Origin of the sequence: Methylorubrum sp. B1-46, from assembly GCF_021117295.1 — a bacterium.
Taxonomy (GTDB): Bacteria; Pseudomonadota; Alphaproteobacteria; order Rhizobiales; family Beijerinckiaceae; genus Methylobacterium.
This window is the reverse complement of the sequence record NZ_CP088247.1, coordinates 644298-670236: the sequence shown is the minus strand read 5'-3', so window position 1 is coordinate 670236 and position 25939 is coordinate 644298. Positions and strand designations below refer to the sequence as shown.

The 25939-nt window shown below is 69.6% G+C and carries 26 protein-coding genes and 1 riboswitch; of the genes, 10 read left to right on the top strand and 16 right to left on the bottom strand.

Annotated features, from left to right (window positions below; all coding sequences use genetic code 11):
* Positions 1 to 157: 157 nt before the first annotated feature.
* The 3 genes from LPC10_RS03255 (at position 158) to LPC10_RS25660 (ending at position 2465) form a co-directional block, all read left to right on the top strand.
* Positions 158 to 1867: a chloride channel protein gene (locus LPC10_RS03255; protein WP_231346949.1), complete on the top strand. Its 1710-nt coding sequence runs from the start codon at positions 158 to 160 to the stop codon at positions 1865 to 1867.
* Positions 1868 to 1944: 77 nt separating this feature from the next.
* Positions 1945 to 2175, top strand: coding sequence for a hypothetical protein (locus LPC10_RS03250; protein WP_231345439.1), 231 nt, complete (start codon positions 1945 to 1947; stop codon positions 2173 to 2175).
* 134 nt (positions 2176 to 2309) lie between these two features.
* The gene (locus LPC10_RS25660) at positions 2310 to 2465 is read left to right on the top strand and encodes a hypothetical protein (protein ID WP_370644641.1); all 156 of its coding nucleotides are present in this window, start codon (positions 2310 to 2312) and stop codon (positions 2463 to 2465) included.
* A 9-nt stretch (positions 2466 to 2474) separates the two neighbouring features.
* On the opposite strand, the gene fliP is transcribed toward LPC10_RS25660, so the two are convergent.
* From fliP to flgB, 10 genes are all read right to left on the bottom strand, one after another.
* On the bottom strand, positions 2475 to 3254 hold the full coding sequence (fliP, locus tag LPC10_RS03245) for a flagellar type III secretion system pore protein FliP (RefSeq protein WP_231345438.1): 780 nt from the start codon (positions 3252 to 3254) through the stop codon (positions 2475 to 2477).
* Entirely contained in the window at positions 3251 to 3733 is a 483-nt protein-coding gene (locus LPC10_RS03240; protein WP_231345437.1) for a flagellar basal body-associated FliL family protein, read from the bottom strand. The genes fliP and LPC10_RS03240 overlap by 4 nt, the downstream gene beginning before the upstream one ends.
* A gap of 96 nt (positions 3734 to 3829) precedes the next feature.
* Entirely contained in the window at positions 3830 to 4540 is a 711-nt protein-coding gene (gene flgH, locus LPC10_RS03235) for a flagellar basal body L-ring protein FlgH (protein WP_231345436.1), read from the bottom strand.
* Positions 4540 to 5124: a MotE family protein gene (locus tag LPC10_RS03230; RefSeq protein WP_231345435.1), complete on the bottom strand. Its 585-nt coding sequence runs from the start codon at positions 5122 to 5124 to the stop codon at positions 4540 to 4542. The genes flgH and LPC10_RS03230 overlap by 1 nt, the downstream gene beginning before the upstream one ends.
* On the bottom strand, positions 5124 to 6257 hold the full coding sequence (gene flgI, locus LPC10_RS03225; protein ID WP_231345434.1) for a flagellar basal body P-ring protein FlgI: 1134 nt from the start codon (positions 6255 to 6257) through the stop codon (positions 5124 to 5126). The genes LPC10_RS03230 and flgI overlap by 1 nt, the downstream gene beginning before the upstream one ends.
* Positions 6254 to 6745, bottom strand: coding sequence for a flagellar basal body P-ring formation chaperone FlgA (gene flgA, locus LPC10_RS03220; protein WP_231345433.1), 492 nt, complete (start codon positions 6743 to 6745; stop codon positions 6254 to 6256). Before flgA ends, flgI begins: the two co-directional genes overlap by 4 nt.
* A 56-nt stretch (positions 6746 to 6801) precedes the next feature.
* A complete protein-coding gene (gene flgG / locus LPC10_RS03215; protein ID WP_108938668.1) occupies positions 6802 to 7590 on the bottom strand; it encodes a flagellar basal-body rod protein FlgG in 789 nt (262 codons plus the stop codon).
* Between the two features lie 25 nt (positions 7591 to 7615).
* A complete protein-coding gene (locus LPC10_RS03210; protein ID WP_231345432.1) occupies positions 7616 to 7969 on the bottom strand; it encodes a flagellar hook-basal body complex protein FliE in 354 nt (117 codons plus the stop codon).
* An 11-nt stretch (positions 7970 to 7980) separates the two neighbouring features.
* Entirely contained in the window at positions 7981 to 8397 is a 417-nt protein-coding gene (flgC, locus tag LPC10_RS03205; protein WP_108938666.1) for a flagellar basal body rod protein FlgC, read from the bottom strand.
* Positions 8394 to 8783: a flagellar basal body rod protein FlgB gene (flgB, locus tag LPC10_RS03200; RefSeq protein WP_231345431.1), complete on the bottom strand. Its 390-nt coding sequence runs from the start codon at positions 8781 to 8783 to the stop codon at positions 8394 to 8396. The genes flgC and flgB overlap by 4 nt, the downstream gene beginning before the upstream one ends.
* A gap of 157 nt (positions 8784 to 8940) precedes the next feature.
* Here flgB and LPC10_RS03195 point away from each other — a divergent pair, with 157 nt between their 5' ends.
* The 3 genes from LPC10_RS03195 (at position 8941) to LPC10_RS03185 (ending at position 12291) form a co-directional block, all read left to right on the top strand.
* The gene (locus tag LPC10_RS03195; RefSeq protein WP_231345430.1) at positions 8941 to 11601 is read left to right on the top strand and encodes a heparinase II/III family protein; all 2661 of its coding nucleotides are present in this window, start codon (positions 8941 to 8943) and stop codon (positions 11599 to 11601) included.
* A 125-nt stretch (positions 11602 to 11726) separates the two neighbouring features.
* A complete protein-coding gene (locus tag LPC10_RS03190; protein WP_231345429.1) occupies positions 11727 to 12002 on the top strand; it encodes a type II toxin-antitoxin system ParD family antitoxin in 276 nt (91 codons plus the stop codon).
* Entirely contained in the window at positions 11995 to 12291 is a 297-nt protein-coding gene (locus tag LPC10_RS03185) for a type II toxin-antitoxin system RelE/ParE family toxin (RefSeq protein WP_231345428.1), read from the top strand. The genes LPC10_RS03190 and LPC10_RS03185 overlap by 8 nt, the downstream gene beginning before the upstream one ends.
* Before the next feature lie 9 nt (positions 12292 to 12300).
* Here the strand turns inward: LPC10_RS03185 and LPC10_RS03180 are convergent, their stop codons facing one another.
* Both LPC10_RS03180 and carA read right to left on the bottom strand, forming a co-directional pair.
* Complete coding sequence (locus LPC10_RS03180; protein ID WP_108938663.1) at positions 12301 to 12675, bottom strand: hypothetical protein; 375 nt, start codon at positions 12673 to 12675, stop codon at positions 12301 to 12303.
* Between the two features lie 130 nt (positions 12676 to 12805).
* Positions 12806 to 14056: a glutamine-hydrolyzing carbamoyl-phosphate synthase small subunit gene (gene carA / locus LPC10_RS03175; RefSeq protein ID WP_231345427.1), complete on the bottom strand. Its 1251-nt coding sequence runs from the start codon at positions 14054 to 14056 to the stop codon at positions 12806 to 12808.
* 188 nt (positions 14057 to 14244) lie between these two features.
* On the opposite strand from carA, the gene LPC10_RS03170 reads away from it, so the two are divergent.
* Positions 14245 to 14703 carry a GatB/YqeY domain-containing protein gene (locus LPC10_RS03170; protein WP_231345426.1) on the top strand — a complete coding sequence of 153 codons (459 nt, stop codon included), beginning with the start codon at positions 14245 to 14247 and terminating at the stop codon, positions 14701 to 14703.
* Between the two features lie 118 nt (positions 14704 to 14821).
* Here LPC10_RS03170 and LPC10_RS03165 read toward each other — a convergent pair whose 3' ends face one another.
* Together LPC10_RS03165 and LPC10_RS03160 are read right to left on the bottom strand one after the other, a co-directional pair.
* A complete protein-coding gene (locus tag LPC10_RS03165; RefSeq protein WP_231345425.1) occupies positions 14822 to 15988 on the bottom strand; it encodes a major royal jelly family protein in 1167 nt (388 codons plus the stop codon).
* A gap of 11 nt (positions 15989 to 15999) precedes the next feature.
* Positions 16000 to 16977 (bottom strand): SMP-30/gluconolactonase/LRE family protein, encoded by a 978-nt coding sequence (locus LPC10_RS03160; RefSeq protein ID WP_231345424.1) that lies wholly within the window; start codon positions 16975 to 16977, stop codon positions 16000 to 16002.
* Between the two features lie 383 nt (positions 16978 to 17360).
* On the opposite strand from LPC10_RS03160, the gene dnaG reads away from it, so the two are divergent.
* A complete protein-coding gene (gene dnaG / locus LPC10_RS03155; protein WP_231345423.1) occupies positions 17361 to 19289 on the top strand; it encodes a DNA primase in 1929 nt (642 codons plus the stop codon).
* Positions 19290 to 19492: 203 nt separating this feature from the next.
* Positions 19493 to 21496 carry an RNA polymerase sigma factor RpoD gene (gene rpoD, locus LPC10_RS03150; RefSeq protein WP_231345422.1) on the top strand — a complete coding sequence of 668 codons (2004 nt, stop codon included), beginning with the start codon at positions 19493 to 19495 and terminating at the stop codon, positions 21494 to 21496.
* Positions 21497 to 21540: 44 nt separating this feature from the next.
* Here the strand turns inward: rpoD and LPC10_RS03145 are convergent, their stop codons facing one another.
* Both LPC10_RS03145 and LPC10_RS03140 read right to left on the bottom strand, forming a co-directional pair.
* The gene (locus tag LPC10_RS03145) at positions 21541 to 22869 is read right to left on the bottom strand and encodes an MFS transporter (protein ID WP_370644712.1); all 1329 of its coding nucleotides are present in this window, start codon (positions 22867 to 22869) and stop codon (positions 21541 to 21543) included.
* 7 nt (positions 22870 to 22876) lie between these two features.
* Entirely contained in the window at positions 22877 to 23887 is a 1011-nt protein-coding gene (locus tag LPC10_RS03140; protein ID WP_231345420.1) for a helix-turn-helix domain-containing protein, read from the bottom strand.
* Between the two features lie 479 nt (positions 23888 to 24366).
* On the opposite strand from LPC10_RS03140, the gene LPC10_RS03135 reads away from it, so the two are divergent.
* The gene (locus tag LPC10_RS03135; protein ID WP_231345419.1) at positions 24367 to 25641 is read left to right on the top strand and encodes an adenylate/guanylate cyclase domain-containing protein; all 1275 of its coding nucleotides are present in this window, start codon (positions 24367 to 24369) and stop codon (positions 25639 to 25641) included.
* 122 nt (positions 25642 to 25763) lie between these two features.
* Positions 25764 to 25886: riboswitch (TPP riboswitch) on the top strand.
* Positions 25887 to 25939: the final 53 nt, after the last annotated feature.

The following is a 25939-nucleotide window of genomic DNA, read 5'->3' as shown; positions in this document are numbered from 1 at the left end:
TAGATTATATCGTAGTACGACATATAACGACCGCAGCCGATCCAAGGAGGTATGCGTGAGTCAGGATGCGCCGGTCCACCGGCCCGTGCCGAACCAGATCGTGCGGCGCCCGCTCGGTGATTTCTCCGCCGACCCCCGCATCCTGATCCTCGTGGTGATGGCGCTCGTCATCGGCGCGGGCGCGACCCTGGCGGCGGCTGGCCTGCTTCGGCTCATCGCGCTGGTGACGAACCTCGCGTGGTTCGGCACGCTCGACACCGTTCCGCGCTCGCTCGGCAGCGTGACGCCCTCGCTCTGGACGGTGCTGATCCCGATCGTTGGCGGCCTGGTGATCGGGCTGATGGCCCGCTACGGCTCGGAAAAGATCCGCGGACACGGCATCCCCGAGGCGATCGAGGCGATCCTGATCGGCAGGAGCCGGATGTCGGCGAAGGTCGCGGTGCTGAAGCCGCTCTCATCGGCGATTTCGATCGGAACCGGAGGCCCGTTCGGCGCCGAGGGGCCGATCATCATGACCGGCGGCGCGGTCGGCTCGCTGTTCGCGCAGCTTTTTCAACTCAGCGACGCCGAGCGGAAGACGCTGCTGGTCGCGGGCGCCGCGGCCGGCATGACCGCGATCTTCGGCACACCCGTCGCGGCGGTGCTGCTCGCGGTCGAACTGCTGCTGTTCGAGTGGCGCCCGCGCAGCTTCGTGCCGGTGAGCGCGGCGGTGCTCACGGCTGCGGCGCTTCGCCCGTTCCTGTTCGAGGCCGGACCGCTGTTTCCCTTCGCCAGCGATCCGGCTTTGCCCGGTTGGGGGCTGATCGCCTGCGCAGGGATCGGCCTTCTGGCCGGCCTGCTGTCGGGCCTTCTGACGACCCTGCTCTACCGTCTGGAGGATGCCTTCGAGCGGCTCCCGCTGCACTGGATGTGGTGGCCGGCCATCGGCGGCCTGTTCGTAGGCCTCGGCGGGTTGATCGAGCCGCGGGCGCTCGGCGTCGGCTACGACGTGATCGGCGACCTTCTCAACGGCGACCTCGCAATCAAGGCCGTGCTGCTCATCCTCGCGGTCAAGGCGGCGATCTGGTTGGTGGCGCTCGCCTCCGGCACCTCCGGCGGCGTGCTGGCCCCGCTCTTGATCGTCGGCGGGGCGATGGGCTGGCTCGCGGGCCTCGCCTTGCCGGGTGCCCACGGCTTCTGGGCGCTGCTCGGCATGGCGGCGATGCTCGGCGGGACCATGCGGGCGCCGCTCACCGGTGCCCTGTTCGCCGTCGAACTCACCGGCGATGTCCGTGTCCTCGGCGCCCTTCTGGCCGCGACGGTGACGGCCTACGCCGTCACCGTGCTGCTCCTGAAGCGCTCGATCCTCACGGAAAAGCTCGCCCGTCGGGGTCAGCACGTCACCCGCGAATACGCCATCGACGCCTACGCACTCACCCGCGTGCGCGACGTGATGACCCGTGATGTGGATACCCTCGATGCCGAGAGCGGCGTCGCCGAAGCGGTTGCCGCGATGGAGGCCGGGCGGCATCAGGCCTATCCGGTGCTCGACGCTGCGCGTCGCCCCGTCGGCCTCGCGACGAGCGGGCAGGCCCTGCACTGGACGCTGGAGGGCGGACACGGGGCGGAACGGCTCGGGGCGCAGATGACCGGCCTGCCGCTGGCGGTGGTCCATCCCGACGACGTGGTCGCCCACGCCCTCGACGTGATGACCGCGACCGGCCAGGGCCGCCTGGTCGTCACCGATCCCGAGAGCGGCGCTCTGGTCGGGCTCCTGACGCGGCGCGACCTGCTGCAGGTCCGCGCCACCACGGTGCAGGCCGAGACCGAGCGGCGGGCCTACCGCGCCATGCTGCGCTTCCGACGACTGAGCGCACCGAGCCGCTGACCGGCAGATTTCTACTTGAAAGCTGCGCCCCATTCTACGCGCTTCTGCTCCATTCGCTGATCTCGAGAGGCATATCCATGACCAAGCTGCTCGAACGGGCGATGGAACGTGCCCAGGCCCAGCCTGCCGCCGTGCAGGATGAGATCGCGCGTCTCGTCCTTGCCTATTCGGGTGAGGACGATGAGGTTCTCACGCTGACGCCGGTCGAAGAGGCCGACTTGCTCGAAGCGCGGGCCGAAATGGAGCGGGGCGAGTTCGCGACGGATGATGAGGTGAGTGCCGCCTTTTTCAAGTACTGCACAACGTGACGAGGCGCCCACGTCTGCCCCTCCGCTTCCAGAGGCAGGCGCTCTCGCAGATCGATACGGCGCTAAGTTAAGTTCGCGATCGCTCGCCGCAAGGGGCCGCCAAGATCGAGGCCCGTCTGACGCATCTGCTCCGATTGTTGCAAGAGCAGCCCCATCTCGGCGTCAGAACCTCGGTACGCGGCGTACGCCGTGTCTTCCTGACGCCATACCGATACCTGATCGATTGCTACCTCGGCGACGAGATCATCGTGCAAAGGTTTCGCCACACGGCGCGACAGCCTCTCGAATGACCGGTTCTGTCAGAAGAACGACCGCACCAGACCACTGACCAGCAGGTTCCAGCCGTCGATCAGGATGAAGAACAGCACCTTGAACGGCAAGGAGATCACGGTGGGCGGCAGCATCATCATGCCCATCGACATCACGATGGTGGAGACGATGATGTCGATGACGAGGAAGGGTAGCACGATCAGGAAGCCGATCTCGAAGCCCCGGCGCAGCTCGGAGATCATGAAGGCCGGGATCAGGATGCGCAGGTCGATCTTCTCGCCGGCTTCGGCCTTCGGGAAGTTGCGGCTCGCTAGGTCCGTGAACGTCTGAAGATCTTTTGGGCGCACGTGCTGGGTCATGAACTCGCGGAAGGGCTCGACGATCTTGGTGAAGGCCTCCTCCTCGCCGATGCGGTTCTCCTGCAGCGGCTTCACGCCCTCGTTCCAGGCGCGGTCGAAGGTCGGTGCCATGACGTAGAAGGTCATGAACAGGGCGAGCGAGACGAGGAACAGGTTGGCCGGCGTGCTCTGCAGGCCGAGCCCGGAGCGCAGGAACGAGAAGGCGACGGCAAACCGCGTGAAGCTCGTCACCATGACGAGCAGGCCCGGCGCCAGCGACAGCACGGTCAGCAGCGCGACGAGCTGGATGATGCGCCCGGATGCGGCGCCGTTGCCCGGCGGCAGCAGGGCATCGAGGCCGGGCACGCCGGTGACGCCGCCGGGCGCCGCACCCTGCGCCAGGGCGGCGGTGGCGGACAGGCCCAGGACGGCCGTGGCGAGTGTCAGGCGCCGAATCCTCCGCCTGCTCATTGCACCACCAGCGATTCGACGATGAGCTCGCGCACCGCCCCCTTAGTGCGGATCGCCACGCGCTCGTTGAGGTCCTCGCGCAGGTGCTGGAGGCCGTTGGCGCCCTCGATCTGCGCCATCGACATCGTGCGGAGATAGGCGAGCGCGTCGGCGCGGATCTCGGCCAGCGTCACGTCGGGGTTCGGCAAGGAGCCGGTCTTGAAGACGACCGAGGATTCGATCCGCACCCAGGAATCGGTCGGCTCGGCGAGGTTGGCCACCACGGAGCCGACGCTGCGCAGGGAGAGGTCGCCGGTATAGTTCAACACCTTCACTGCCTTGTCGGCTTCCTCGCGCTTCTTGAGGTCGACCGATTTCTCGACGCTGCCGAGGAGGTAGACCCCGAGACCGCCGCCGGTGCCGACGGCGACGAGGGTGACGAGCGCGAGCGCCCCGATCCAGCCCTTGCCGACCTTCTTGCCGTCCTTCGCGTCCGCCAACTCGATCCTCCTGGGTTCGCTCGCATCGCTTCGCGGTAGGAGCGGTTTGCCGCAACGGCGGCGCGCCGTTCGCGCGAGCGCGCTCGGAGCGCGCCGTCAGAACGGCGCCACGGTCTCGAAGACGCGCTGGCCAAGCGTCGGGCCCTGCACGTCGGTGATGCGGCCGCGCCCGCCGTAGGAGATGCGCGCCTCGGCGATCTTGTCGTAGTCGATGGTGTTCTTGCGCGAGATGTCGCGCGGACGGACGATGCCGGCGACTTCAAGCACGCGCACCTCGTTGTTGACCCGCACCTCCTGCGAGCCCGAGATCACCACGTTGCCGTTGGGCAGCACCTCGGTGACCACCGCCGCCACCGAGAGGCTGAGCGATTCCTTGCGGTCGATCGAGCCCTGGCCCTTCGTCTCGGTGCCGGAGCGGATGCCGGTATCGGCCGTGGCCGTGTCCTTGAGCGCCGAGATGCCGTAGCCGAAATCGAAGCCGAGGCTGCTCTTCTGGCTGCGGCCGCGCTCGCTCGCGTTGTCGAATTGCGCCTTGTCGTTGATGGCGATGCTGACCGTGATGACGTCGCCGACGTCGCGGGCGCGCGGATCCTGGTAGAGGGCGGCGCTCGCCGGGCTCCAGGTCGAGTGGTAGCTGTGGCGCGGGCTGAGCGCGCCGAAGGAGGTCGGCAGCGGCTCGCGAGGTGCGTTGAGGCCGGTGCCGATCGGCGTCAGCACGGGCGGCCGGCCGATGCGATCGAGATCGCTCTGGCAGGCGCCGAGCGAGAGGGTGAACAGGGCCGCCGCGGCGGTGGCAGGGATGCGCATCACGACCTCTGGTTCTTCTTCGCCGCCGGCGCGGTCGCGTCTTTGCTGCCGGATTCCGTCATGGCGCGGGCGAGCCTGGCGGCCCGCGCGGCTTCCATCTCCGACAGGATGGCGCTGGCCGTGCGGGCGTTGAGCTTGGTCAGCAGGGCGGCGGCCGCCTCGTCGGGCATGTTGGCGAGCTGGAGCGCTGCCGCGTCGGGCCGCATCTTGGCGTAGACGGCGACCACGCTCTCGTCGGCCTTAGCCAGGAACTCGTTGCGGCGCTTGAGCCATGCCTCGTATTCGGCCCGCTTCTCTTCGAGGAGCTTGATCCGCTCTTCGACCTGCCGCTCCATCACCGCGAGCTGCTCCTTCTGCCACGCGAAGCGGGCATCCGCCGCGGCGTCGGCGATGTTGGCGCAGTAGCCGGTCTTGGCCGGCTCCTTGGCGACGAAGTCCTGGGCCGAGACGTCCTTCGGCGCGTCGCGGGCGGCGAGCGCCCGCATCGCCGCTTCTTTGGCCGGGTCGGCCTGCTCGCCGCCGGCGGCGAGAGCCATACCGGAGAGGGCGAGCCAGCACAGGGCGGTGCGCAGCGTCGTCTTCATCACTGCACCACGAGCTCCGCCTGGAGGGCGCCGGCGGTCTTCACCGCCTGCAGGATCGCGATGATGTCGGTGGGCTTCAGCCCGACCTGATTGAGGCCGCGAACCAGCGTCTGCAGGTCGGAGCCGCCGAGGATCGCGAGCTTGCCGCGCTCCTCCCGCGCCGTCACCTCGGTGCGCGGCACCACGACGGTCTGGCCGTTGGAGAAGGGCTCCGGCTGCGACACCTCCGGCGCTTCGGTGACGCGCACCGTCAGGTTGCCATGCGTGATCGCGACCGTGGAGATCGTCACGTTGCGCCCGATCACCACCGTGCCGGTGCGCTGGTCGACGACGACGCGGGCCGGGGTGTCGGGCTGGATCGTCAGGTCACCGATCTGCGCCACGAGCCGGGTCTGGGCCATCTGGCGGGAGCGCATCACCACGACCGCGCGCTGGTCGCGGGCGCTGGCGATGCGGCGGCCGAAGGCGCCCAGCGACCACGCGTTGATCGCATCCGAGATCTGGATCGCGGTCTTGAAGTCGGGGTTCTTCAGCTCGAACACCAGTTCGGGCAGATCGCGGAAGGTGCCGGGCACCTCGCGCTCGATCAACGCGCCGTTGGGAATGCGGCCGGCCGTCGGCACGCCCTGCGTCAGCTGTTCGGCCTGCCCCTGCACCGAGAAGCCGGAAACGGCGAGCGGCCCTTGCGCCGCGGCGTAGACGAGGCCGTCGCCGCCGGTGAGCGGCGTCATCAGCAGCGTGCCGCCGCGCAGCGAGGTGGCATCGCCCATGGAGGTGACGGTCACATCGATGCGCGAGCCGGTGCCGGTGTAGGGCGGCAGGTCGGCGGTCACCATCACGGCGGCGATGTTGCGGGTGCGCAGGCGCGCGTCGCGCACGTTGATGCCGAGCCGGTCGAGCAGCGATTGCAGCGACTGCTCGGTGAACTGCGCGTTGCGCAGGGTGTCGCCGGTGCCCTGCAGGCCGGTGACGAGGCCGTAGCCGAAGATCTGGTTGTCGCGCACGCCCTTCAGTGTGGCGATGTCCTTGATGCGAGTGCCGGCGGCGAAGACCGGACCGGTCATGACGGCGAAGCCCAGGCCGGTGAGCAGGCCGAGCAGAACCGCGAGAAACAGGCGGCGGAGGGGGGTCATTGCGCGCCGATCCGGATGCGGCCGTCGGCCATGACCGTGCCGAGGATGATGCGGTTGGTGTCGGTGTTGCGCACGCGGATGGTCTCGCCGAGCCCGCCGTTCTGAAGCGGTGCGCCGATCGCGGTGATGACGAGGCCGTTCTCCTCGAAGATCATCTGCGTCGGAGCGCCCCGGCTGACGAGGCGGGGGTCGTCGACGGCGTTGACCGGCACCGGCTCGCCCGGCAGCAGCATCCGCCGGGCGGTGCGGCCGGCGATCGCGGCGGAAGCGTCGATGACGGCCGTGCGCGCCCGGTAGGTCGCGGGATAGGCTTGCATCCGCAGCATCGAGTCCTTGATCGTGTCGCCGGGATAGATCGTGACGGTGGGCACCGGCAGCATGAGCTCGGCATTCGCCATGCCCTCGGCGGCGCGCGCCGGTGCGGCGACGACCGGGCCGGCAGCGAGGGCGGCGAGCACGAGGCCGCGGACGAAGGTCTTGCGGGGCATGGAAGATCGCGCCGGAGGAGGGGAAGGGAGGAACGTCGCGCAGGACGCAGCGGGCGCTAGCGGATGCCCTTGGAGACGGTGCCGGCCATCTCGTCGGCGGCCTGGATCACCTTCGAGTTCATCTCGAAGGCGCGCTGGGCCGTGATCAGGCTGGTGATCTCCTTGACCGGATCGACGTTCGAGCCTTCGAGGTAGCCCTGCTGCAGCCGGCCGTAGCTCACGTCGCCGGGATTGCCGACGACCGGCGCGCCGGAGGCCGGGGTTTCGCGGTAGAGGCCGTTGCCGAGCGGCTCCAGGCCGGATTCGTTGGCGAAGTTGGCGAGCGTGAGCTGGCCGATATTCTGCGGCGCCACCTGGCCATCGATCTTGGCGAAGACCTGACCCGATTCGTTGATCGTCACCTGGGTGGTGTTGGCCGGGATCAGGATCGCCGGATCGACGGCGTAGCCTTCCATGGTCACGAGCTGGCCGGCGTTGTTCTTATTGAATGAGCCGGCGCGGGTGTAGTTGATCTCGCCGGCCGGGCTGGTGATCTGGAAGTAGCCGCGCCCGTTCACCGCCAGATCGAGCTGGTTGCCGGTGTTGGCGAGCGACCCCTGCCGGTGCAGGTTGCGGATCGCGGCGGCGCGCACGCCGAGGCCGAGCATCGCGCCCTCCGGCACCGCTTCCTGACCCGCCTGGTTCGGCACGCCCTGCTGCCGCTCGGCCTGGTAGAGCAGGTCGGTGAACTCGGCCCGCGCGCCCTTGAACCCGGTGGTGTTCAGGTTGGCGATGTTGTTGGCGATGACTTCGAGGTTGAGCTGCTGGGCGGACATGCCCGTGGCGGCGATGGCGAGCGCGCGCATGGCGAGGATTCCTTGAGGTGACCGATCAGATCGGCATGCGGCTGAGTTCGAGGTAGGCGGCGACGACCTTGTCGCGGATCGCCACCACGGTCTGGAGGCTCTGCTCGGCGGACATCACCGCCTCGACCACCTGCTGCGCGGTAGCCTTGCCCTGGATGCCGGAGATCGCCGTCGCCTCGCCGGTGCGGATGGCGTCGCGGGCGCTGGCCGCGACCTGGGCCATCACGTCGCCGAAATCGGTGGGCGCCGTGGTGGCGGGCCCGGCGATGCCGGAAACGGCGGCGGGGCTGAACGCGGCCTTCTGGGTCGGCGCCGTCTCGGCGAACGAGGTGCCGGCGATCTTGTCGAAGGCCGAGAGGGAGGAAAGAGCTTCGATCATCGCGGGCGGTCTCAGGACTTCAGGAGATCGATGACGCTGGCGACCATGGCCCGGGCCTGCTTGATGACCTGGAGGTTCGCCTCGTAGGAGCGATTGGCCTCACGCATGTCGGCCATCTCGACGAGCATGTTCACGTTGGGCAGCTTGACGTTGCCGCTCTCGTCCGCTGCCGGGTTGGCCGGGTCGTGCTCGGTGCGGAACGGGGCGGTGTCGGTGCCGATCTCGCGCAGGCGCACCGAGGCGAGGCCCGCCGCCCGGTCGAGTTCGGCTCGGAAGGTCACCGTCTTGCGGGCGTAGGGGTCGGCCCCCGGCGTCGAACCGGTCGATTGCGCGTTGGCGAGATTCTCCGAGACGACCCGCATGCGCAGCGATTGCGCTTCAAGGCCGGCGCTGGCGAGCCGCGAGGCGGAGAGCAGGGGATCAATCATGACCCGCTCCGCACCGCGGCCATCAGCATGCGATGGAACGACTTGACCACCGCCGTATCGAGATTGTGCTCGCGGGAGACGGTACCGGCCTTGAGCATCTCCTGCTCCAGGCTGACCGCGCTCGATGATTCGAGCACTTCCCAGTTCCCCGTGGACGCGCCCTCGCGCACGGGGATGCGGTTGCCCTGAGCTTCGAGATGGGCGGCGCTCGTAGAGGACATGTCGAGCCCGGTCCGCGCCAGAACCTGGGCGAAGGGGACCACGTCCCGTGCCTTGTAGCCGGGAGTGTTCGCGTTCGCGACGTTGCCGGCGATGGTGGCCTGCCGCGTCGCGAGGTAGCGCGCGTGCTGCGAGGCGAGGTCGAACAGGTAGACGCCGGTTGTCATGGCAACGCCCCCATCCCAAGGGCTCCGGAGAAACACGGGACGCGGGGCATGCCCGGATGGTGGACCCTGCGTCGGATGGGAGGTTTAGGTAGGCAATCTTGCACGAGGCTGGCTCGTGCCTTGACAGGCGCGGTCCTCGCGTTAGCGCCTGCAGGTGATGGACCAGATCGATCAGCGGGCCGGTGCGACGGCCTCCGAAGCGGATGACGGCGCCTTGGGCGCGACCCTGCTTCTGCCGGCCCTAGCTCGCTATGCCGGGGGCGCCGGGCCGGGGGGAGGCGAGGGGCTGCACCGCATCACCTCCAACAATCGCTTCTCGCGGGTGGGATTGAGTTTTTCCGATCTCGCTCCCGGCACCTGGGCCTGCCTGCAATTCGGCCTCGCCTTCGCGGACGACGAGGAGGCGGCGCTCGCCGTCGATGCTATCGCCGCCGGCTTCGACTTCCTGGCAGCGGACGGCTCCAGCCTCGACCTCGATCACGTGCCGGGGCTCGCCCGCAGCCTGCTCGACCCGCAGGTCGCCTGGATTCCGGGACCGTCGCTCGTCGATGCCGAACCCTTCCGGATCGCCTTCCGCGTGCCCGATCAGGCGAGCGGCGTCAGCGTCACCCTGCGCTCGTGGAAGAACAGCCGCGACGTCGTCATCACCGAACCGGTGCTGCGCCCCGGTCCGCCTGATCTCGTGCCGGGACCGCGTCGGCGCCCGCTGGCCGGCGACGGGATGAAGCTGACTTATGTCCTGGCCGAGGAGCTTGCCCTGGTGCTGCGCGGGCAGATCTACGCGGCGCGCGTCGACGAGCATGCCGCCCGCGTGCGGCTCCTCTACCGGGACCGGGCGGGCACGGAGATCGCGCCGCCCTACGCCGACGCGGTCTCCGTGCCGGGGCTCGGGGCGGTCATCAACCTCTCGGCCCAGCCGCAGGCCCGTCGCTTCACCCTGGCCCTGCGCCCGCCGCCCGGTGCCGCCGCGGTCGAACTGGATTTCGGCGTCTGGGAAGACGCGCCGGAGGCGGCCGATGTCGAACTGATCGGTTTGCTTGAACTGGCGCTCGAGGACGATTTCCGCCTCGAGAGCCTGTGCGACGACGACCTTCTCGATGCGCCGGCCTTCCTCGCTCGCCTCGCCGACCGGCTCGGCCTGCCCGAGGGGGTGCCCGCCGCGTGGCTGGCGGGCTCCGGCGCGGAAGCCGCGACGATCCTCGTCCGAGCCCGCGCGCTGCGCGACGGACCGGACCGGAGCGCGCGCATCGAGGGCGACGGAGTGATCCTGAGCCTTGCCGGTCTGCCCGACTGGACCCTGCCCGCGGCGCCCGATTGGAGCGAGGACCCGTTTCGCTCGGTGGCGTGGCGCCTCGCCTACCAATCTCTGTCCTGGCTGCTGCCGCTCGCCGCGCTTCCCGGAGGCGGGATGCGCGCGCGCAGCCTCGCCGCGGCGTGGTCGCGGGCCAATCCCTGGGGTCAGCCGGCGGACGGGTTGAGCCTGCACCCGGCGGCACTCGCGCCCCGCGGCGGCGTGCTCGCGCGCCTCATCGCGGAGGAGGACGAGCCCGCCCGTGCCGAGACTGCGGCAGAGGCCGCGAGGCACGGCTTCGCACTGGCCGAGATCGTCGGGCAGAACACCCTGGCCCGCGCCCTGCACGGCCTTCAGGCGGCGGCTGCCCTTTTCGCGCTCGCGCGGGCGCTTCCCGGCTTCGCCTTCGCCGCGCATTGGGACAGGCTCGCCCGCGACAGTCTCGCCCACGGCTTCGACGCGCTCCTTCCCGAAGACGGGGCCTTCGCCGAAGCCTCACCGGTGCGGCGCCTCGATCTTCTGAGTCTCGGGCAAGCGATCGCTGCGGCGCTGGGCGAGACCGAGCCCGGTCCGACGATCCGCCGCCGTGTCGAGGCGGCGCTGCCTGGGGTGGCCGGGCTGCTCGATCCGGGCGGACGGCTACCGCCCTTCGGCGACGCGCCCGCCGGCCTCGACCATGCCGCCTGGATCGCCCGACTGACAGCGCAGGACCGCGATCTCGTGGCGGAGCGCGACGCGGCCTCGGCTCCGCAGGGCCGCACCGCCGGCCTGCTCGCCCTGCGCCACGACGGGCCGGAGCGCGGCTGGGGCCATTTCGCCCTCACCTACGCGGCGCAGTCGCCGCACGGGCACCGCGACTGCACCTCCTTCACCTTCGCCACCGGCGCGCGGCGCTGGATCGTGGAGGGCGGGGGCGCCGAGGGCGTCGAGGTCGGCCCGGCGCGCCACCACCTGCTCTCGGCCCGTGCCCACAATGTCGCCGTTCCGGACGGGCGCGAGACGGTGGCCGGGTCGGGTCTGCTGACGGCGCATGTCGCGCTCGATGGGGCCGAGGCGCTGCGGCTCGCCACCACGGTGCACGGGCCCGACTATGCCCATGCCCGCCTCTTCCTCGTGCTCGACGACCTGAGCGGGATGGCGGTGGTCGACCGCTTCGCCCGGCCCGGCCGGGCCCTCTCGTTCGAGGGGCGGCTGCATCTTGCCCCCGATACGCTCGTCGCCCTCGCGAGCCCTCGCCGGGCGCTGGCGCAAGGGGAGGGGCGGCGCCTGGACGTCTTCGCCGTGCCGCTGAAGGGCCAGCCCGCGGGCTTGGAGGCCGCCATTGGCCGCAACGACCGGCCGGGCGCGATGCAGGGCTTTTGCGCGACGGGAACGGGCGGCCTGAGGCCTGTGCCGGTGCTGCGCTACGCCTTTACCGGCCGCGACACCGTTTGCGGCGGTGTCGTCCTCGCCGGGGATGCCGCGGCGGAGCAGAGGCTCGTGCGGCTGCTCGCCGAGGATGCGGTCAGGAGATTGGTGGAGGGGTGAGGAGTCACCGCATTTCGTTGGAGCGAGCACGATCCCACGTGCGCGGCGCATTCCCATTGTTCCGCCGCGGCAACACCCGTAAGATAGCATAAAGTGCTATCTTCGAGGGTGGCGAGGGTCCTGCCATGGCATCGAGCTACACGTTGGGAGACCATTACGAGCGATTCGTGAGGAGCCTTGTCGCCAGCGGCCGCTACGCTTCCGCGAGTGAAGTCGTGCGTGATGGTCTGCGGCTGATGGAGGAGCGCGAGCAGACGCGTCTCGCCAAGCTGGAAGCCTTGCGTCGGGACATTCAGGACGGGCTCGATAGCGGTCCGGCGGAACCGCTCGATATGGATGCCATCAAGGCCGAAGCCCGCGCTCGGCGACGCGCCGGAAGGACAAACGCTGCGCGTGGCTGACGTCGTTCGTCGGCCCCTTGCGCGGCAGGATCTCCTCGATCTGTGGGATTACATCGCCGATAGGGATGAGACCGCAGCCGACGGTGTCCTCGATCGAATCGAGGCTGTCTTGGCAATGCTGGCCAATCATCCCGAGGCCGGGCGACTTCGGGCTGAGTTGTCCGACGATCTGCGGAGCTTCCCCGTGGGAAGCTCCGTGCTGTTCTACTGTCCGAGACAGTCAGGAATTGAACTTGTCCGCGTCCTCAGCGGGTACCGCGATATCGGGCGCGAGGATTTCGACACGTGAGCGGGATCCTCAGAACCCGACGCTGATGACGGCGACTGCCCGGTCGATCGACAGGTAGAACACCCCGAAAGCCACCATCGCCGCGGCGGCGAATTCGAGCGTCTGGTTCGGCAGGGTCTGGAAGCGGCGCATGGTCTCGCGGCCGAAGTAGGCCGAGGCCCAGGCCAGCGTCAGCACGGCCGGCATCACGAACAGGTAGGAGAGCGTGCTCTCGATCCGCACCGGGCCGGTCGGGTCGATCAGAGCGCGGATGTTGCGCACCCACGGCGCCGAGGCCGCCGCGTAGAACGTCGTCAGCCACGCGAGGCTGACCGCCACGCCGAGGTGGAAGGTGAACAGGCGATGCAGGCGCGAGAAGTCGTCGCGCGCGTCGTCGAGCGTCATCCGGCAAACCCCCAATTGTACCGGCCGCTGATTCTTGTCCGATCCGGCCATGAATCGGGAGATGCCGGGCAAGGTGGGGTTTTTTGTGACGAGGCCGGGAACGGCGGCGCTGGGCCGCCGTTAAAGCCTGTTACGCCACTGTCTTGGGCCGGTTCTCGCGCATCAGCTTCACGAAGCGCTCGAACAGGTAGTGGCTGTCGCGGGGGCCCGGAGAGGCCTCCGGGTGGTGCTGCACCGAGAAGGCCGGGCGGTCGGTGAGCGAGAGCCCGCAGTTCGAGCCGTCGAACAGCGAGACGTGGGTCTCGACCGCTGTCTCGGGCAGGCTTTTCGGATCGACCGCGAAGCCGTGGTTCATCGAAACGATCTCGACCTTGCCGGTGGTGTGATCCTTCACCGGATGGTTCGCGCCGTGGTGGCCCTGGCCCATCTTCACCGTGCGCCCGCCGAGCGCGAGGCCCATCAACTGGTGGCCGAGGCAGATGCCGAAGGTCGGCACCCGCTCGTCGAGCAGCTTGCGGATCACCGGCACGGCGTATTCGCCGGTGGCGGCCGGGTCGCCGGGGCCGTTGGAGAGGAACACGCCGTCCGGCTTCAGCGCCAAGATGTCCTCGGCCTTGGTCGTGGCGGGCACCACGGTGACATCGCAGCCGGCTTCCGCCAGCAGGCGCAGAATGTTGCGCTTCACGCCGTAATCGATGGCCACGACCTTGAGGCCCTGGCCCGGCGCGCGCGAGCCGTAGCCGCCCTTCACCGCCCAGACGGTCTCGGTCCAGGCCGTGGTCTCGCGGGAGGTCACCGGCGGCACGAGGTCGAGGCCCTCCATCGGCGCGAGCGCGGCGGCGCGGGCCTTCAGCGCCTCGCGGTCGAATTGTCCGCCGGGATCGTTGGCGATGACGGCATTGGGCATGCCGCGATCGCGGATCAGCGCGGTCAGGGCGCGGGTGTCGATGCCGGTGATGCCGACGATGCCCCGGGCCTTGAGCCAGCCGTCGAGATGCGAGGAGGAGCGCCAGTTCGACGGCTTCGTCACCGCCGAAGCGATCACCGCGCCGCGCACACCGGAGGCCGGTGCCGCCTCGAGGCTCTCGAGATCCTCGTCGTTGGTGCCGACATTGCCGATATGCGGGAAGGTGAAGGTGACGATCTGCCCGGCATAGGACGGGTCGGTCAGGATCTCCTGATAGCCCGTCATCGCCGTATTGAAGCAGACCTCGCCGTCGGCAACCCCGGTCTGGCCGATGCCGAAGCCTTCGAGCACGGTGCCGTCGGCGAGCACGAGCAGGGCCGTCACCAGCGGCTCGCTCCAGGGCTCGGGGGCCTTGGGCGCCGGGTTCGTGCGCGCGGGATCGGCGCGCAGGGTCGCGGGTTCGTCTTGCAGCATGGGTCCGATCCGGCTTATGTCCGCCGCCTCGCGCGGCCGCATACCGGGCCGCGGGGCAAGGCGATATCTCGCGGGGCTCATAGCGAGCCGGCCGCGCCCGGGTCAATCTGGGCGCGGAGGCCGCCCTGCGCAATGCCCTGGACAAGCAGGGCAGACACGCCGAATCATCTGACTGGAGCTCGATCACCATGCTGCGCGCGCGCATCACCGCCGAGATGAAGGAGGCCATGAAGGCCGGCGAGAAGCAGAAGCTCTCGACGGTGCGCATGATCCAGGCGGCGCTCAAGGACCGCGACATCGCTGCGCGCGGCGAGGGCAAGGGCGAGACGAGCGAGGAGGAGATCCTCGCGCTGCTGCAGAAGATGATCAAGCAGCGCCAGGAGGCCGCGGGCGTCTACGAGCAGGGCGGTCGCCCCGAACTCGCCGAGAGCGAGCGCGCCGAGGCCGAGATCATCCAGACCTTCCTGCCGCAGCAACTCGACGAGGCCGAGACCCGCGCGGCGATCGCCGACGCCATCGCCGAGACGGGTGCCGAGAGCCCGAAGGACATGGGCAAGGTGATCGGCGCGCTGAAGGGCAAGTATACCGGCCGCATGGATTTCGGCCGCGCGAGCGCCCTGGTGAAGGACGCGTTGGCAGCAAAATAGGCGATCGCTCCGTCATCACGAGGCGGAGCCGAGGTGATCCAGGGCGCGCCTTTTCAGGAAGGGTCGCGGTGCTGGATCGCTTCGCGGACACTCGCGATGACGGTGGAACTGAACCCCCTCACGCCGGCCCCGCGTCGATCCGCATGCGGAAGATCGCGTAGGGCGGCTCCTGCCGGTCGATGCCGCCGTTGTGCTCCGGGCGGCGGTTGGCCTGGGCGGACGACAGGTAGAGCCAGCCGTCGCCGGTGATCCAGAACGTGTCGGGCCAGATCAGCCGCCGATCCGTGGCGAGGACCTCGATCCGACCGTCCGGATCGCGTCGGCCGATGCCGTTGAATTCTTGCAGGCTCAGGTAGATCCGATCGCGGGAATCGGCGATGAGACCGCCGGTCAGGCCCTTCTCACCGAGATCCATCACCGTCGCCGCCACGGCGGCGTCGTCCTTGCGGGCATCGAGGAGGGCGGCGGTCTCGACCGCATAGAGGCGCCGGCTCATCAGCGGCGTGTAGTACAGCCGCGCACCGTCCGGGCTCAGCGCGATGCCGTTGACACCGCCCTTGATCGGGCTCGTCGTGCCGTCGGCCTCGCGCTTCATCAGCACCCGGCCCTCGACGATCTTCAGGATACCGTCGACGGATCGCGTGCTGGCATGCGCCGCGAGCCGGCGTACGGCCCGTCCGCTCACGAGATCGACGGCGATCAGCGCGCCCTCGCCGGTCTGGCCCTGATCGGTGATGTAGGCCGCCTCGCGCCCCGGCCGCACATCGACCCGCAGGTCGTTCAGCGAGGAGGTCTTCGTCACGACCGATTGCAGCGGGATCGTGCGCACGATCGCGTTCGTTGCCGGATCGATGCAAACGAGCTTGGCCGCACCCGGGACCGGCTCGCCGGAGGAGGCCATCAGCCCGGCGTCGAGCAGCCAGAGGCGGTTTGTCCGGTCGAACACGCCGTTGGGGACGTGGAACAACGTCTCTGCGGGCCGCGCCGGATCGGGTCGGTTCGCCGCCTCGCTCGGATAGGGCACGACCCGCCCGTCCGGAAACACCTCGCCCGCCGTGAACACCGTCTTCTCGTCGAAGCGCGGCATGAACAGGAACATCCGGCCCTCGGTGGAGAGCGTCAGTCCGGTCGGCGTCGTCGGCGCCCGCGCGGCGACGACGAGTTCGAGGGCGCCGAACGGACCGGTCGCCGGTTGCGCCAGACCCGAGCGCACCGCCATCGCCGGCGCGAAGGCGGCAGCGGCGACGCCGGTCAGCAGCGTCCGGCGCGCGAGTCGGTTCGTCATCGTCGTCTCCTTCAGGTGCGGACTGCCGCGCCGCGAACCCTTGTCTCGACCGCGAGCACCCGCTTGCCGGCGCAGAGGAACAGCCTGCGCCCGTCCGGCCCCCCGAAGGCGATGTTGGCGCAGGGGCCCTCGGTCGGAATGTGTCCGAGCGGGCGGCCATCGGCCGACCAGATCCGCACGCCGTCGCCGGTGCCGGCATAGACCCGTCCATCGGTATCGACCTTCACCCCGTCCGGGACGCCCTTCGCCACGCGGGCGAAGACGCGCTCGTTGGCGAGCCGGCCGTCGGCGACATCGAAGGCGCGGATCTCGCTCGGCGCCTTCTCTCCGGCCGCGGCGCCCGATTCACAGACGTAGAGGACCCGCTCGTCGGGCGAGAAGGCGAGGCCGTTGGGCTGCACGAAGTTCGAGGTCGCGACCGCGAGGGTCCCATCGGGCGCGAGGCGGAAGACGTGGCGCCCCTTCTGCTCGGTGGCGCGCGGCGTGCCCTCTTCGGCCTGGGTGATCCCGAACGTCGGATCGGTGAACCAGATCGCGCCGTCGCGCGCCACGACCACGTCGTTGGGCGAGTTGAGCCGGCCCCCATCGAAGCGCTCGGCCAGGACGGTCAGGGCGCCGTCGTGCTCGCGCCGCACCACCCGCGAGGTGCGGTGCTCGCAGGTGATCAGCTGCCCCTGCCCATCGACGGCGTTGCCGTTGGCGTTGTTGGAGGGCGCGCGAAACACCTCCGCGCCGCCACGCTCGCGGATCAGCATCATCCGATTGCGCCGCACGTCGCTGAAGACGAGGCCGCCGAGCGCGGGGGCCCAGACCGGCCCTTCGCACCATTCGCCTTCGTCGTAGAGGGTTTCGACCCGTGCCGCAGGATCGAGCACCGCGGACATGTCATCGTCGGCCCGTGCCCTCGAGAGGCATGCCCCGAGCAGGACAAGGCCGAGGAGGGGACGGCGGGCGATGCCGCGGCGGGGAGCAGGCGAGGCGTTCGTCATCGCGCCGCCAACGCATCGCTCGTGCGAAAGCTCCGCGCGGAACCTCTCATACGGCGTCTGCCTCGTTGCTTCGGGGGCCTCTCCGTCATTGCGAGGCGAAGCCGTGGCAATCCAGGGCGCAGCCCAATCCGGAGAGGTCGCGCCCTGGATCGCTTCGGCTCCGCCTCGCGATGACGGCAAGGCATGGAACCGACGTGATCAACCAGAAACCGCATCACATCGCGATGCTCCGCAAACGCCCGATGGCCGGCTGCCACACATCTTCCGGTGACTCGTCGTCACCGCCGGACGGCATTAACAGTCGGTCAGGCGCCCCCGCGCTAAACTGCACCCCGCAAGGCCGGTCCTCGTCGTCCACGCGATCCGCTTCAAGCAGAGCCCCCGTGCGCTACCCGCCCCACATTCTCGAAGAGATCCGCGCCCGGGTGCCCGCCTCCGAGGTGGTCGGCCGCCGCGTGCGGCTGAAGAAGGCCGGCCGCGAGTGGCGCGGCCTGTCGCCGTTCAACGCCGAGAAGACGCCCTCGTTTTACGTGAACGACCAGAAGCAGTTCTACCACTGCTTCTCGTCGGGCAAGCACGGCGACATCTTCAAGTTCGTCATGGAAACGGAGGGCCTGAGCTTCCCCGAGGCCGTCGAGCGGTTGGCCGGCGAGGCCGGCGTCACCCTGCCGAAGATGACGGTGGAGAGCGAGCAGGCCGAGGAGCGGCGCAAGGGCGCTCTCGAAGTGATGGAGCTGGCCGCCGCCTATTTCGAGGAGCAGTTGCGCGGGCCCGCCGGGGCCGAGGCGAGGGCCTATCTCGACCGACGCGCCTTGAGCGAAGCCACGCGCCAGAAATTCCGGCTCGGCTATTCCCTGTCGGGGCGCTACGCCCTGCGCGACTTCCTCGCGGGCAAGGGCGTCGATCGCGACCTGATGCTGGAACTGGGCCTGCTCGCCGCGCCCGAGGGGGTGAACGTCCCCTACGACAAGTTCCGCGACCGGATCATGTTTCCGATCCTCGACATCCGCGGCCGGGTCGTCGCCTTCGGCGGCCGGGCTATGCAGGCGGAGGCCAAGGCGAAGTACATGAACTCGCCGGAGACGCCGCTCTTCCACAAGGGGCGGATGCTCTACAACCTCCATGCTGCCCGGAAGAGTGCGCATGACCGGAGCCGGATCATCGCGGTGGAGGGCTATGTCGACGTCATCGCCATGACGCTCGCCGGCTATCCGGAGACCGTGGCGCCGCTCGGCACGGCGCTCACCGAGGACCAACTCGCCCTGCTCTGGCGCCACGCCGACGAGCCGATCCTCTGCTTCGACGGCGACGGGGCCGGCCAGCGCGCCGCCTTCCGCGCGCTCGACGTCGCCCTGCCCATGCTGGAGCCCGGCAAGTCGCTTCGCCTCGCGAGGCTGCCGCAGGGCCAGGACCCGGACGATCTGATGCGCGCCGGCGGCCCCCCGGCGATCGAGGCGGTGCTCTCGAGCGCGCGGCCGCTGGTCGAGATGCTGTGGGCCCGCGAGACCGAGGCGGCCAGCCTCGACACGCCGGAGCGCCGGGCCGGGCTCGCCCGGACGCTGCGGGAGGCGGTGGCCGGCATCCGCGACGAGACCGTGCGCCGCTTCTATCGCGACGACATCGAGGAGCGGCTGCGGGGATTGACCGGCGGATCGGCCGGAGGATTTTCCGGCGGACGGTCAGAGCGCGCGGCCGGAGGGCGCCCGGCGGGGCCACGCGGCACGCCCTTCCAGCGCCGACCGCGCCCCGGCGATCCGCCGCCCTCGCCGCGCATCACCACCGGCTTCAATCCACTTCTGAAGATCGCGGCCATGGTGCCGGCCGCCGGCGGACGCGCCGCCAAGCGCGAGGCGATGATCGTCATGAGCCTGCTCGCGCACCCGGAGTTGCTCGGGATCGAGGAAGAGGCGCTCGCCGCCCTCGAACTCGTCAACCCGGATGCCAGCGCACTGCGCACCCTGCTGCTCGACCGGGCGGCGGAGGCCGGCACGCCGGAGCCCGAATTGCTGGAGGCACGCTTGCGCCGGGCCGGGCTCGAAGAGGCGCATGCCCGGCTGTTCTCTCTGGTCAATCCGGGCGACCGCTGGATGCTCGATCCGAACGCCGACCCGCAGCGTCTGGAACATACCCTGCATCAGGCCGTGATCTTGCACCGGCAGACGGGCGCGCTACATAGCGAACTCCACCAAGCTGAGAGAGCTCTTGCCGAGGATGGGTCCGAGGCCAATTTCGCTTGGCTATGCGACGTGCAGCAGCAATTGGCAGTGATCGCCGCGGCCGAGGCGGAAGCGGAGGTCTCTCAGGAGGAATGAATTCGTGCCGGCGTGACCGGAGGGTGACGGCGGCGGAAGGCCGACTTGGTTAACGGTCGGTCAACGCACGGCAAGTAAGAGCGAATGCAACGAGAATCGGCGCGGGCACTCGACAAGCGCGCCATTCCACGACATTGCGACGGGTCTTTCGCGGAGCGCGCAGGCTCAGCCTGCGGCGCCGCCACGAGAATAATAGGCTGAGCATGGCAACGAAGGCAACCGAGCGGGACGATGCGGACGCCGCCCAGGACCAACCGACGGACGGCCCGCTCCTTGACCTGACGGATGCCGCCGTCAAGCGGATGGTCAAGCTCGCGAAGAAGCGCGGCTACGTCACCTACGAAGAGATCAACGAAGTCCTCCCGGACGGTCAGGTCGACGGCGACCAGATCGAGGACGTGCTCGCGCAGCTCGACGACATGGGCATTCGCGTGGTCGAGGCGGAGGAATCCGAGGAGACCACGACCGAGGCCAAGGCCAACGGCGAGGCCGCCGAGGAGGAGGAGAGCACGGAGGGCGGCGAGGTCGCCGAGGCTTCCGGCTCGCGCGCCGTCGCGGTCGCAACCCCCACCACCCGCGAGCCGACCGACCGCACGGACGATCCCGTGCGCATGTACCTGCGCGAGATGGGCTCGGTCGAGCTGCTCTCGCGCGAGGGCGAGATCGCGATCGCCAAGCGCATCGAGGCCGGCCGCGAGGCCATGATCGCGGGCCTGTGCGAGAGCCCGCTGACCTTCCAGGCGATCATCATCTGGCGCGACGAACTCGTCGACGGAAAGGTGCTGCTGCGCGACATCATCGATCTCGAAGCCACCTATGCCGGCCCCGACGCCGCTCGCGGCGCGCCGGCGGAAGCGGAGAGCGAGAACGAGGAGTCGGAGGAGGGCGAAGGCGCTGTCCCGCCGGAAGGCGCCGACGACGAAGACGACATGGAGAACAACGTGTCGCTCGCGGCCATGGAGGCCGAGATCAAGCCGCGCGTTCTCGAAACCTTCGACAACATCGCCTCGAATTACCGCAAGCTGCGCAAGCTCCAGAACGAGGAGACCGACCTGAAGGCCGGCGGCGGCACGGTCACCTCCGCTCAGACCAAGAAGCAGGCCGAGCTCAAGGACATCGTCGTCACCGACGTGAAGTCGCTGTCGCTCAACGCCAACCGCATTGAGGCGCTGGTCGAGCAACTCTACGACATCAACAAGCGCCTCATCTCGCATGAGGGCCGCCTGATGCGCGCCGCCGAGCACCACGGCGTCGCCCGCGACGAGTTCCTGCGCCACTACCAGGGCTATGAGCTCGACCCGAACTGGATGGATCGCGTCGCCACGCTCGGCGGCCGGGGCTGGAAGAACTTCGTCGAGCGCGGCGGCCGGCAGGTCGCGGACCTGCGCGAGCAGATCCTGACGCTCGCCTCCGAGACCGGCCTGCAGATCGGCGAGTACCGCAAGATCGTCGCCATGGTGCAGAAGGGCGAGCGCGAGGCCCGCCAAGCGAAGAAGGAGATGATCGAGGCCAATCTGCGCCTCGTGATCTCGATCGCCAAGAAGTACACCAACCGCGGCCTGCAGTTCCTGGACCTGATCCAGGAGGGCAATATCGGCCTGATGAAGGCGGTCGATAAGTTCGAGTACCGTCGCGGCTACAAGTTCTCGACCTACGCCACGTGGTGGATCCGGCAGGCGATCACCCGCTCGATCGCCGACCAGGCCCGCACGATCCGCATCCCGGTGCACATGATCGAGACGATCAACAAGATCGTCCGGACCTCGCGCCAGATGCTGCACGAGATCGGCCGCGAACCGACCCCGGAGGAGCTGGCCGAGAAGCTGGCCATGCCGCTGGAGAAGGTGCGAAAGGTCCTGAAGATCGCCAAGGAGCCGATCTCCCTCGAAACGCCGATCGGCGACGAGGAGGATTCGCATCTCGGCGACTTCATCGAGGACAAGAACGTCGTCCTGCCGATCGACGCGGCGATCCAGTCGAACCTGCGCGAGACCACGACCCGCGTGCTCGCCTCGCTGACGCCGCGCGAGGAGCGCGTGCTGCGCATGCGCTTCGGCATCGGCATGAACACCGACCACACCCTTGAAGAGGTCGGCCAGCAATTCTCGGTCACCCGCGAGCGCATCCGCCAGATCGAGGCGAAGGCCCTGCGCAAGCTCAAGCATCCGAGCCGGTCGCGGAAGCTCAGAAGCTTCCTCGACAACTGATCCGGATCACCAACCGGCCGCCCCTCGGGGCGGCCGTTCTCGTTTCAGCGGGTCCTGCGTCGCGCCGGGCGCCAGGCGCGGCGGGCGAACAGGGCGGCCACGGCGCCGAGCCCGCCGACGGGCGCGTATACAGCCACGAGTGCGAACCCGAGGCCCGCCTCCCCGAACAGGTGGTCGCTGAGCAGCCCGACGAGGAGCGGCCCGAGGCCGAAGCCGGCCAGGGTGACGGTCGCGAGGAAGAGCGCGTTGACCCGGCCGCGCAGCCTCCGCGGGGTCAGGAGCTGGATGCCGGCGAGGCCCGGCGGGCTGCTGAAGCCGAGCAGCGCCACGAGGCCGGCAAAGCCGAGGAGCGACAGCGGCAGGTCGGGGCTCAGGCTCGCCAGTGCCGTCATCGGTACGGCCAGGATCAGGCCGAGCGCCAGGAGCATCGGCGCGGCATCGACGCGCCCGGCGCTGCGCAGCCGATCCAGGGCGAACCCGCCTGCCGCGTGGCCGAGCGGCGCGGCGATCAGCACCAGGAGGCCGAGGCGCAGGCCGCTCTCCGCCGGGCTGAAACTGAAAGCGCGGACGTAGAAGGTCGGCGCCCAGGCGGTGAGGGTCTGGGTCATCAGGACCGCGGCCGTCGCGGCAAAGGCATGGGGCAGGTACGCCCGCCGTCGCCGCGCGATCCAGGGCACCGCGCTTCGAAGCGGTGATCCGTGGGGCTCGCGCCTTTCCTGTCCTCGACGAGGCCCGATGCGCAGGATGAGGATGGCGAGAGGAAGGTTCGGCAGCGCCGCGAGCATGAGCAGGGCCTGCCAGGGGCCGAGCGGTTCGAGGCCGGGTAGGGCCAGCCCGCCCCGCGCGGTCAGCCATGCCAGCACGGCGCCGCCCGCGAGCAGGGCGAAGCTGCGCCCGAGTGTGGCTGCGGCGGTGAGCGCGGAGAGGCCCCGTCCAAGCCGGTCCGGGCGAAGATGCACGCTGATCAGCGAGAGGGCGGCGGGCCCGAACCCCGCCTGACCCAGCCCCAGCGCGAGCCGCGCGGCGAGCAGCGCGACGAACCCGCCTGCGAGCCCGCTGGCGAAGGTCGCCATCCCCCAGAGCGAGAGGCCGGCCAGGATGAGCCCGCGCTGATACCCACGGTCGGCGACGATGCCGAGCAGCGGCAGGGCGAGCGCGTAGGGCAGGGCGAAGGCGGAGCCCTGAAGCAGGCCGAGCTGCGTATCGCTCAGCCCCAGCGACTGCTTGAGCGGGGTGGCGACCAGGGTGAGGAGGAAGCGATCGGCAAAGGCCGCGAACTGGATCGCGGCCAGCAGCGTGACGAGCGGCCAGCCCGTGAGACCGGCCCGCTCGGGCACCGCACCCGGCGGGGAGGTGATGGGAGCGGAGGAGATCACACGGTCAGGCGAGGGTGCGCGACCATGCGGACATCAGGCTCGCGGCGCTCGCGCCGGGCAGCGGTGCGCTCGATGCGCCGCCGCGCGAATGGCGCATCTCGGCGCGATAGCGGCCCGGCGGCAGACCGAACGTCGCGCGGAAGGCCCGGCTGCAATGGCTCTCGCTGGCAAAGCCGTGATCGAAAGTGAGGGTGGTGATCGAGCGCATCTCGACCGGGTTGCGCAAAGCGGCACCCAACCGTTCGAGGCGGCGGGTCCGAATGTGGTGGGCAACGCCGCCCGTCGGCTCGAACAGGCGGTAGAGCGCGCTGCGGGACAGGGCCGCGCCGCGAGCCACCGCATCCGCATCGAGGGACGGCTCGTGCAGCCGCGCCTCGATGAAGGCTTCCGCTCGGCGCCGACGCAGGTCGGCGAGGATCGCACGCGCGGCCTCGTCTCCGGGCCGGACCTGACCGAGTACCCCGGCGAGCAACTCGGCCAGGGCGCGGGCGGTACTCTCCGTGGTCTTCGCGGTGGCGACGGCGGCGCGCCGGGCGAGCGAGCCCATCAGGTCGCCGAGGAGGCCCGATACCGCCTCCGGCAGCACCTGCCCGTGGAAGCGTCGCGCCTCGGGCGCCGCCCGCTCCACCAAGTCGCGGGGAAGGCTGACGGTGACGGTCCGCGCGGCATCGAAGCGCGAGCGCTGCGGCCGGGTGAGGTCGAACAGGATGATGTCGCCGGGAGCCAGACGGCGCTCCGCATCGGGGCCGCCGCCGAGGAAGCTGCCGTCGCGCAGGAGCTGGAGCGTGAAGTGGTCGAAGCCGTCGCGGCGGACGCGAGCGGGATCGCGGCTATGTTCGACCCCGCTCACGTTCCGCTCGAACACGTTCATCCGGCCGAAGCGATACCCCTCCACCTCGGCACGGAACGCGGCTTGCGTCGCCATGACATCCGATCCGGCGGCATACAGCGTCCGGTAGCCGTCGAAACCGTTGGCCTCGTTCGTCGAGGTGAAGGTGAAGGACTGGGTCGCCACGGGTAGAAGCCGATGAACTCCTGCCTCCCTCGTGGGACGGCACGCGCTCTTATCAGGATGGTTGCGCGCAATCGCAAGCAGGTTGCTCCACCAGATCGTCGCGCTCAGTGCCTCTCGACTGGGCAACGTTCGCCGTGGCCGCGCAGGACGGCCGTCTCCGCTCTCGCCCTGCGCGACTATGACTGAGAAACCGATGCCACTTCGAAGCGCGTCTCGCCGGCCTTGCGGTTCCAGTACAGGGCCACACGGCTGACATGGCACAGGTTGACGCTGCGTCCCGATCGCTTGATCCGGCGTCTCGATCCGATGCATGCTCGCTGGGCCGCCGCATCGCGTCCCGGCCTTCCGTCCCGATGCGGCCAAGCCGATCCCCTGCGCCGCCCGGCCAGGGCAAGACCTTCCCCGGTCGCGGACGTCGCGCACGTCTCGTGACGGGTGCGAAGCCTTGCTTTGGCGACCCGAGGACCCACCTTCCCCCGATGCGCGACGCGGACGCCCCGAGACCAATGCCGACGGCCCTCGCCGACGGATCGGAAGCCGAGGACGTCCCGTTCGGAGCACTTCAACCCTGCGTTGGCATCCGCGACTGGTTACTCGGCGAGGGCGCTCGGCTGCCGAAGGCCGACGATCTGCTCGCGGGGTTGGCCGAACGTCTCAACGCCATCGGCGTACCGATCGACCGCGCCTCCACCGCCATCGACACGCTGCATTCCGAGTATTCGGGCGTCGGCCGCGTCTGGACGCGGGGTGCCGGCTCCACGGTGCGGCTGTTTCCCCACGGCGAGGTTTCGGCGAAAGCGTATCAGGCGAGCCCGTTCTACGCCGTCCACGGATCCGGCGAGTGGCTGAGCCTCGATCTCGCGAAGACCCCCGACAATGCCTTCGCGATCATTCCCGAACTGAAGGCCGCCGGGTACACCCACTACCTCATCGCTCCGCTGATCTTCACCAACGGCACCAAGAACGGCATCACCTTCGCCACCCGCGCCGAGGGCGGGTTTCGCGACGACGACATCGCGATCCTGCGCTTTGTGATGCCCGCGCTCGCCGCGGTGATGGAGATGCGGTTGCTCAACAAGCAGCTCGATACGGTGCTTCGGATCTATGTCGGCGACGAGCCGCACCGGGCGATCCTGTCCGGCGACATCCGGCGCGGGCAGGTGCGCCGCATCCGCTCGGCGATCCTGTTCGCGGATATGCGCGACTACACCCGCCTGTCCGCCGACCGGACGCCGGAGGGCGCGGTCGATCTCCTGAACGCCTTCTTCGACTGTCTCGTCCCGCCGATCGAGCGGGAGGGCGGCGAGGTGCTGAAATATCTCGGCGACGGCCTGCTCGCGATCTTCCGCGAGTCGGGCGACGACCTCGGCGGCGCGGCCAAGAGCGCGCTCACGGCCGCCGAGGCGGCGCTCGCCGCGCTCACCGAGGCGAATGCGGTCGGACGCTTCGGCGAGGGCGAGCCGGCGGTGGATGCCGGCATCGCCCTGCATCACGGCGAGGCGGCCTACGGCAATGTCGGCTCCGGTACCCGGCTCGACTTCACGGTGATCGGCCGGGACGTGAACCTCGCAAGCCGCCTCGCGCGGCTCAACCGCACGCTTCAGGAACCGCTCCTGATGTCGAAGCCGTTCGTGGACTTCCTCTGGGGCGATCCGGAGCCGCTGGGGAGCCATGCCCTCGACGGCTTCGAGGAGCCGATGACAGTCTATCGCCCCGGTCGCCGGCCGGCCGCGAAGGCCGCAGCCGCCGAATAATTCTTTCGAGAATGCGCCGCCGGCCACCGGCCCGTGCACGGCTGACGGTGCGGTGCGTAGGCTGATTTGTTCGATCCCAATCCGGAAGGGATTGACCGCGCGACCGACTGGGCCCACATCCGGGATGTTCCAGGGAGATCCCCGACAAGGGGCTGAGAAACCGCTATCGCCGTCACCGGCAGCGCGGAAATCCTTCGAACCTGATCCGGCTCATACCGGCGTAGGGATTGGACCTGAGGGTCGCTCATTCGAGCGGACCCCCGCTTCTTCGAGAAGCACATGGTGCCGGTTCCTGCGG

Coding starts and splice junctions, on each gene's coding strand:
- LPC10_RS03160 (WP_231345424.1), bottom strand. CDS start 16,977: ATGACGAACGCCTCGCCTGCTCCCCGCCGCGGCATCGCCCGCCGTCCC.
- LPC10_RS03190 (WP_231345429.1), top strand. CDS start 11,727: ATGGCATCGAGCTACACGTTGGGAGACCATTACGAGCGATTCGTGAGG.
- LPC10_RS03170 (WP_231345426.1), top strand. CDS start 14,245: ATGCTGCGCGCGCGCATCACCGCCGAGATGAAGGAGGCCATGAAGGCC.
- flgB (WP_231345431.1), bottom strand. CDS start 8,783: ATGACAACCGGCGTCTACCTGTTCGACCTCGCCTCGCAGCACGCGCGC.
- flgG (WP_108938668.1), bottom strand. CDS start 7,590: ATGCGCGCGCTCGCCATCGCCGCCACGGGCATGTCCGCCCAGCAGCTC.
- LPC10_RS03180 (WP_108938663.1), bottom strand. CDS start 12,675: ATGACGCTCGACGACGCGCGCGACGACTTCTCGCGCCTGCATCGCCTG.
- flgH (WP_231345436.1), bottom strand. CDS start 4,540: ATGCGCATCCCTGCCACCGCCGCGGCGGCCCTGTTCACCCTCTCGCTC.
- LPC10_RS03250 (WP_231345439.1), top strand. CDS start 1,945: ATGACCAAGCTGCTCGAACGGGCGATGGAACGTGCCCAGGCCCAGCCT.
- LPC10_RS03135 (WP_231345419.1), top strand. CDS start 24,367: ATGCGCGACGCGGACGCCCCGAGACCAATGCCGACGGCCCTCGCCGAC.
- LPC10_RS03165 (WP_231345425.1), bottom strand. CDS start 15,988: ATGACGAACCGACTCGCGCGCCGGACGCTGCTGACCGGCGTCGCCGCT.
- LPC10_RS03195 (WP_231345430.1), top strand. CDS start 8,941: ATGGACCAGATCGATCAGCGGGCCGGTGCGACGGCCTCCGAAGCGGAT.
- flgC (WP_108938666.1), bottom strand. CDS start 8,397: ATGATTGATCCCCTGCTCTCCGCCTCGCGGCTCGCCAGCGCCGGCCTT.
- LPC10_RS03210 (WP_231345432.1), bottom strand. CDS start 7,969: ATGATCGAAGCTCTTTCCTCCCTCTCGGCCTTCGACAAGATCGCCGGC.
- LPC10_RS03255 (WP_231346949.1), top strand. CDS start 158: ATGGCGCTCGTCATCGGCGCGGGCGCGACCCTGGCGGCGGCTGGCCTG.
- LPC10_RS03230 (WP_231345435.1), bottom strand. CDS start 5,124: ATGAAGACGACGCTGCGCACCGCCCTGTGCTGGCTCGCCCTCTCCGGT.
- carA (WP_231345427.1), bottom strand. CDS start 14,056: ATGCTGCAAGACGAACCCGCGACCCTGCGCGCCGATCCCGCGCGCACG.
- rpoD (WP_231345422.1), top strand. CDS start 19,493: ATGGCAACGAAGGCAACCGAGCGGGACGATGCGGACGCCGCCCAGGAC.
- flgI (WP_231345434.1), bottom strand. CDS start 6,257: ATGACCCCCCTCCGCCGCCTGTTTCTCGCGGTTCTGCTCGGCCTGCTC.
- flgA (WP_231345433.1), bottom strand. CDS start 6,745: ATGCCCCGCAAGACCTTCGTCCGCGGCCTCGTGCTCGCCGCCCTCGCT.
- fliP (WP_231345438.1), bottom strand. CDS start 3,254: ATGAGCAGGCGGAGGATTCGGCGCCTGACACTCGCCACGGCCGTCCTG.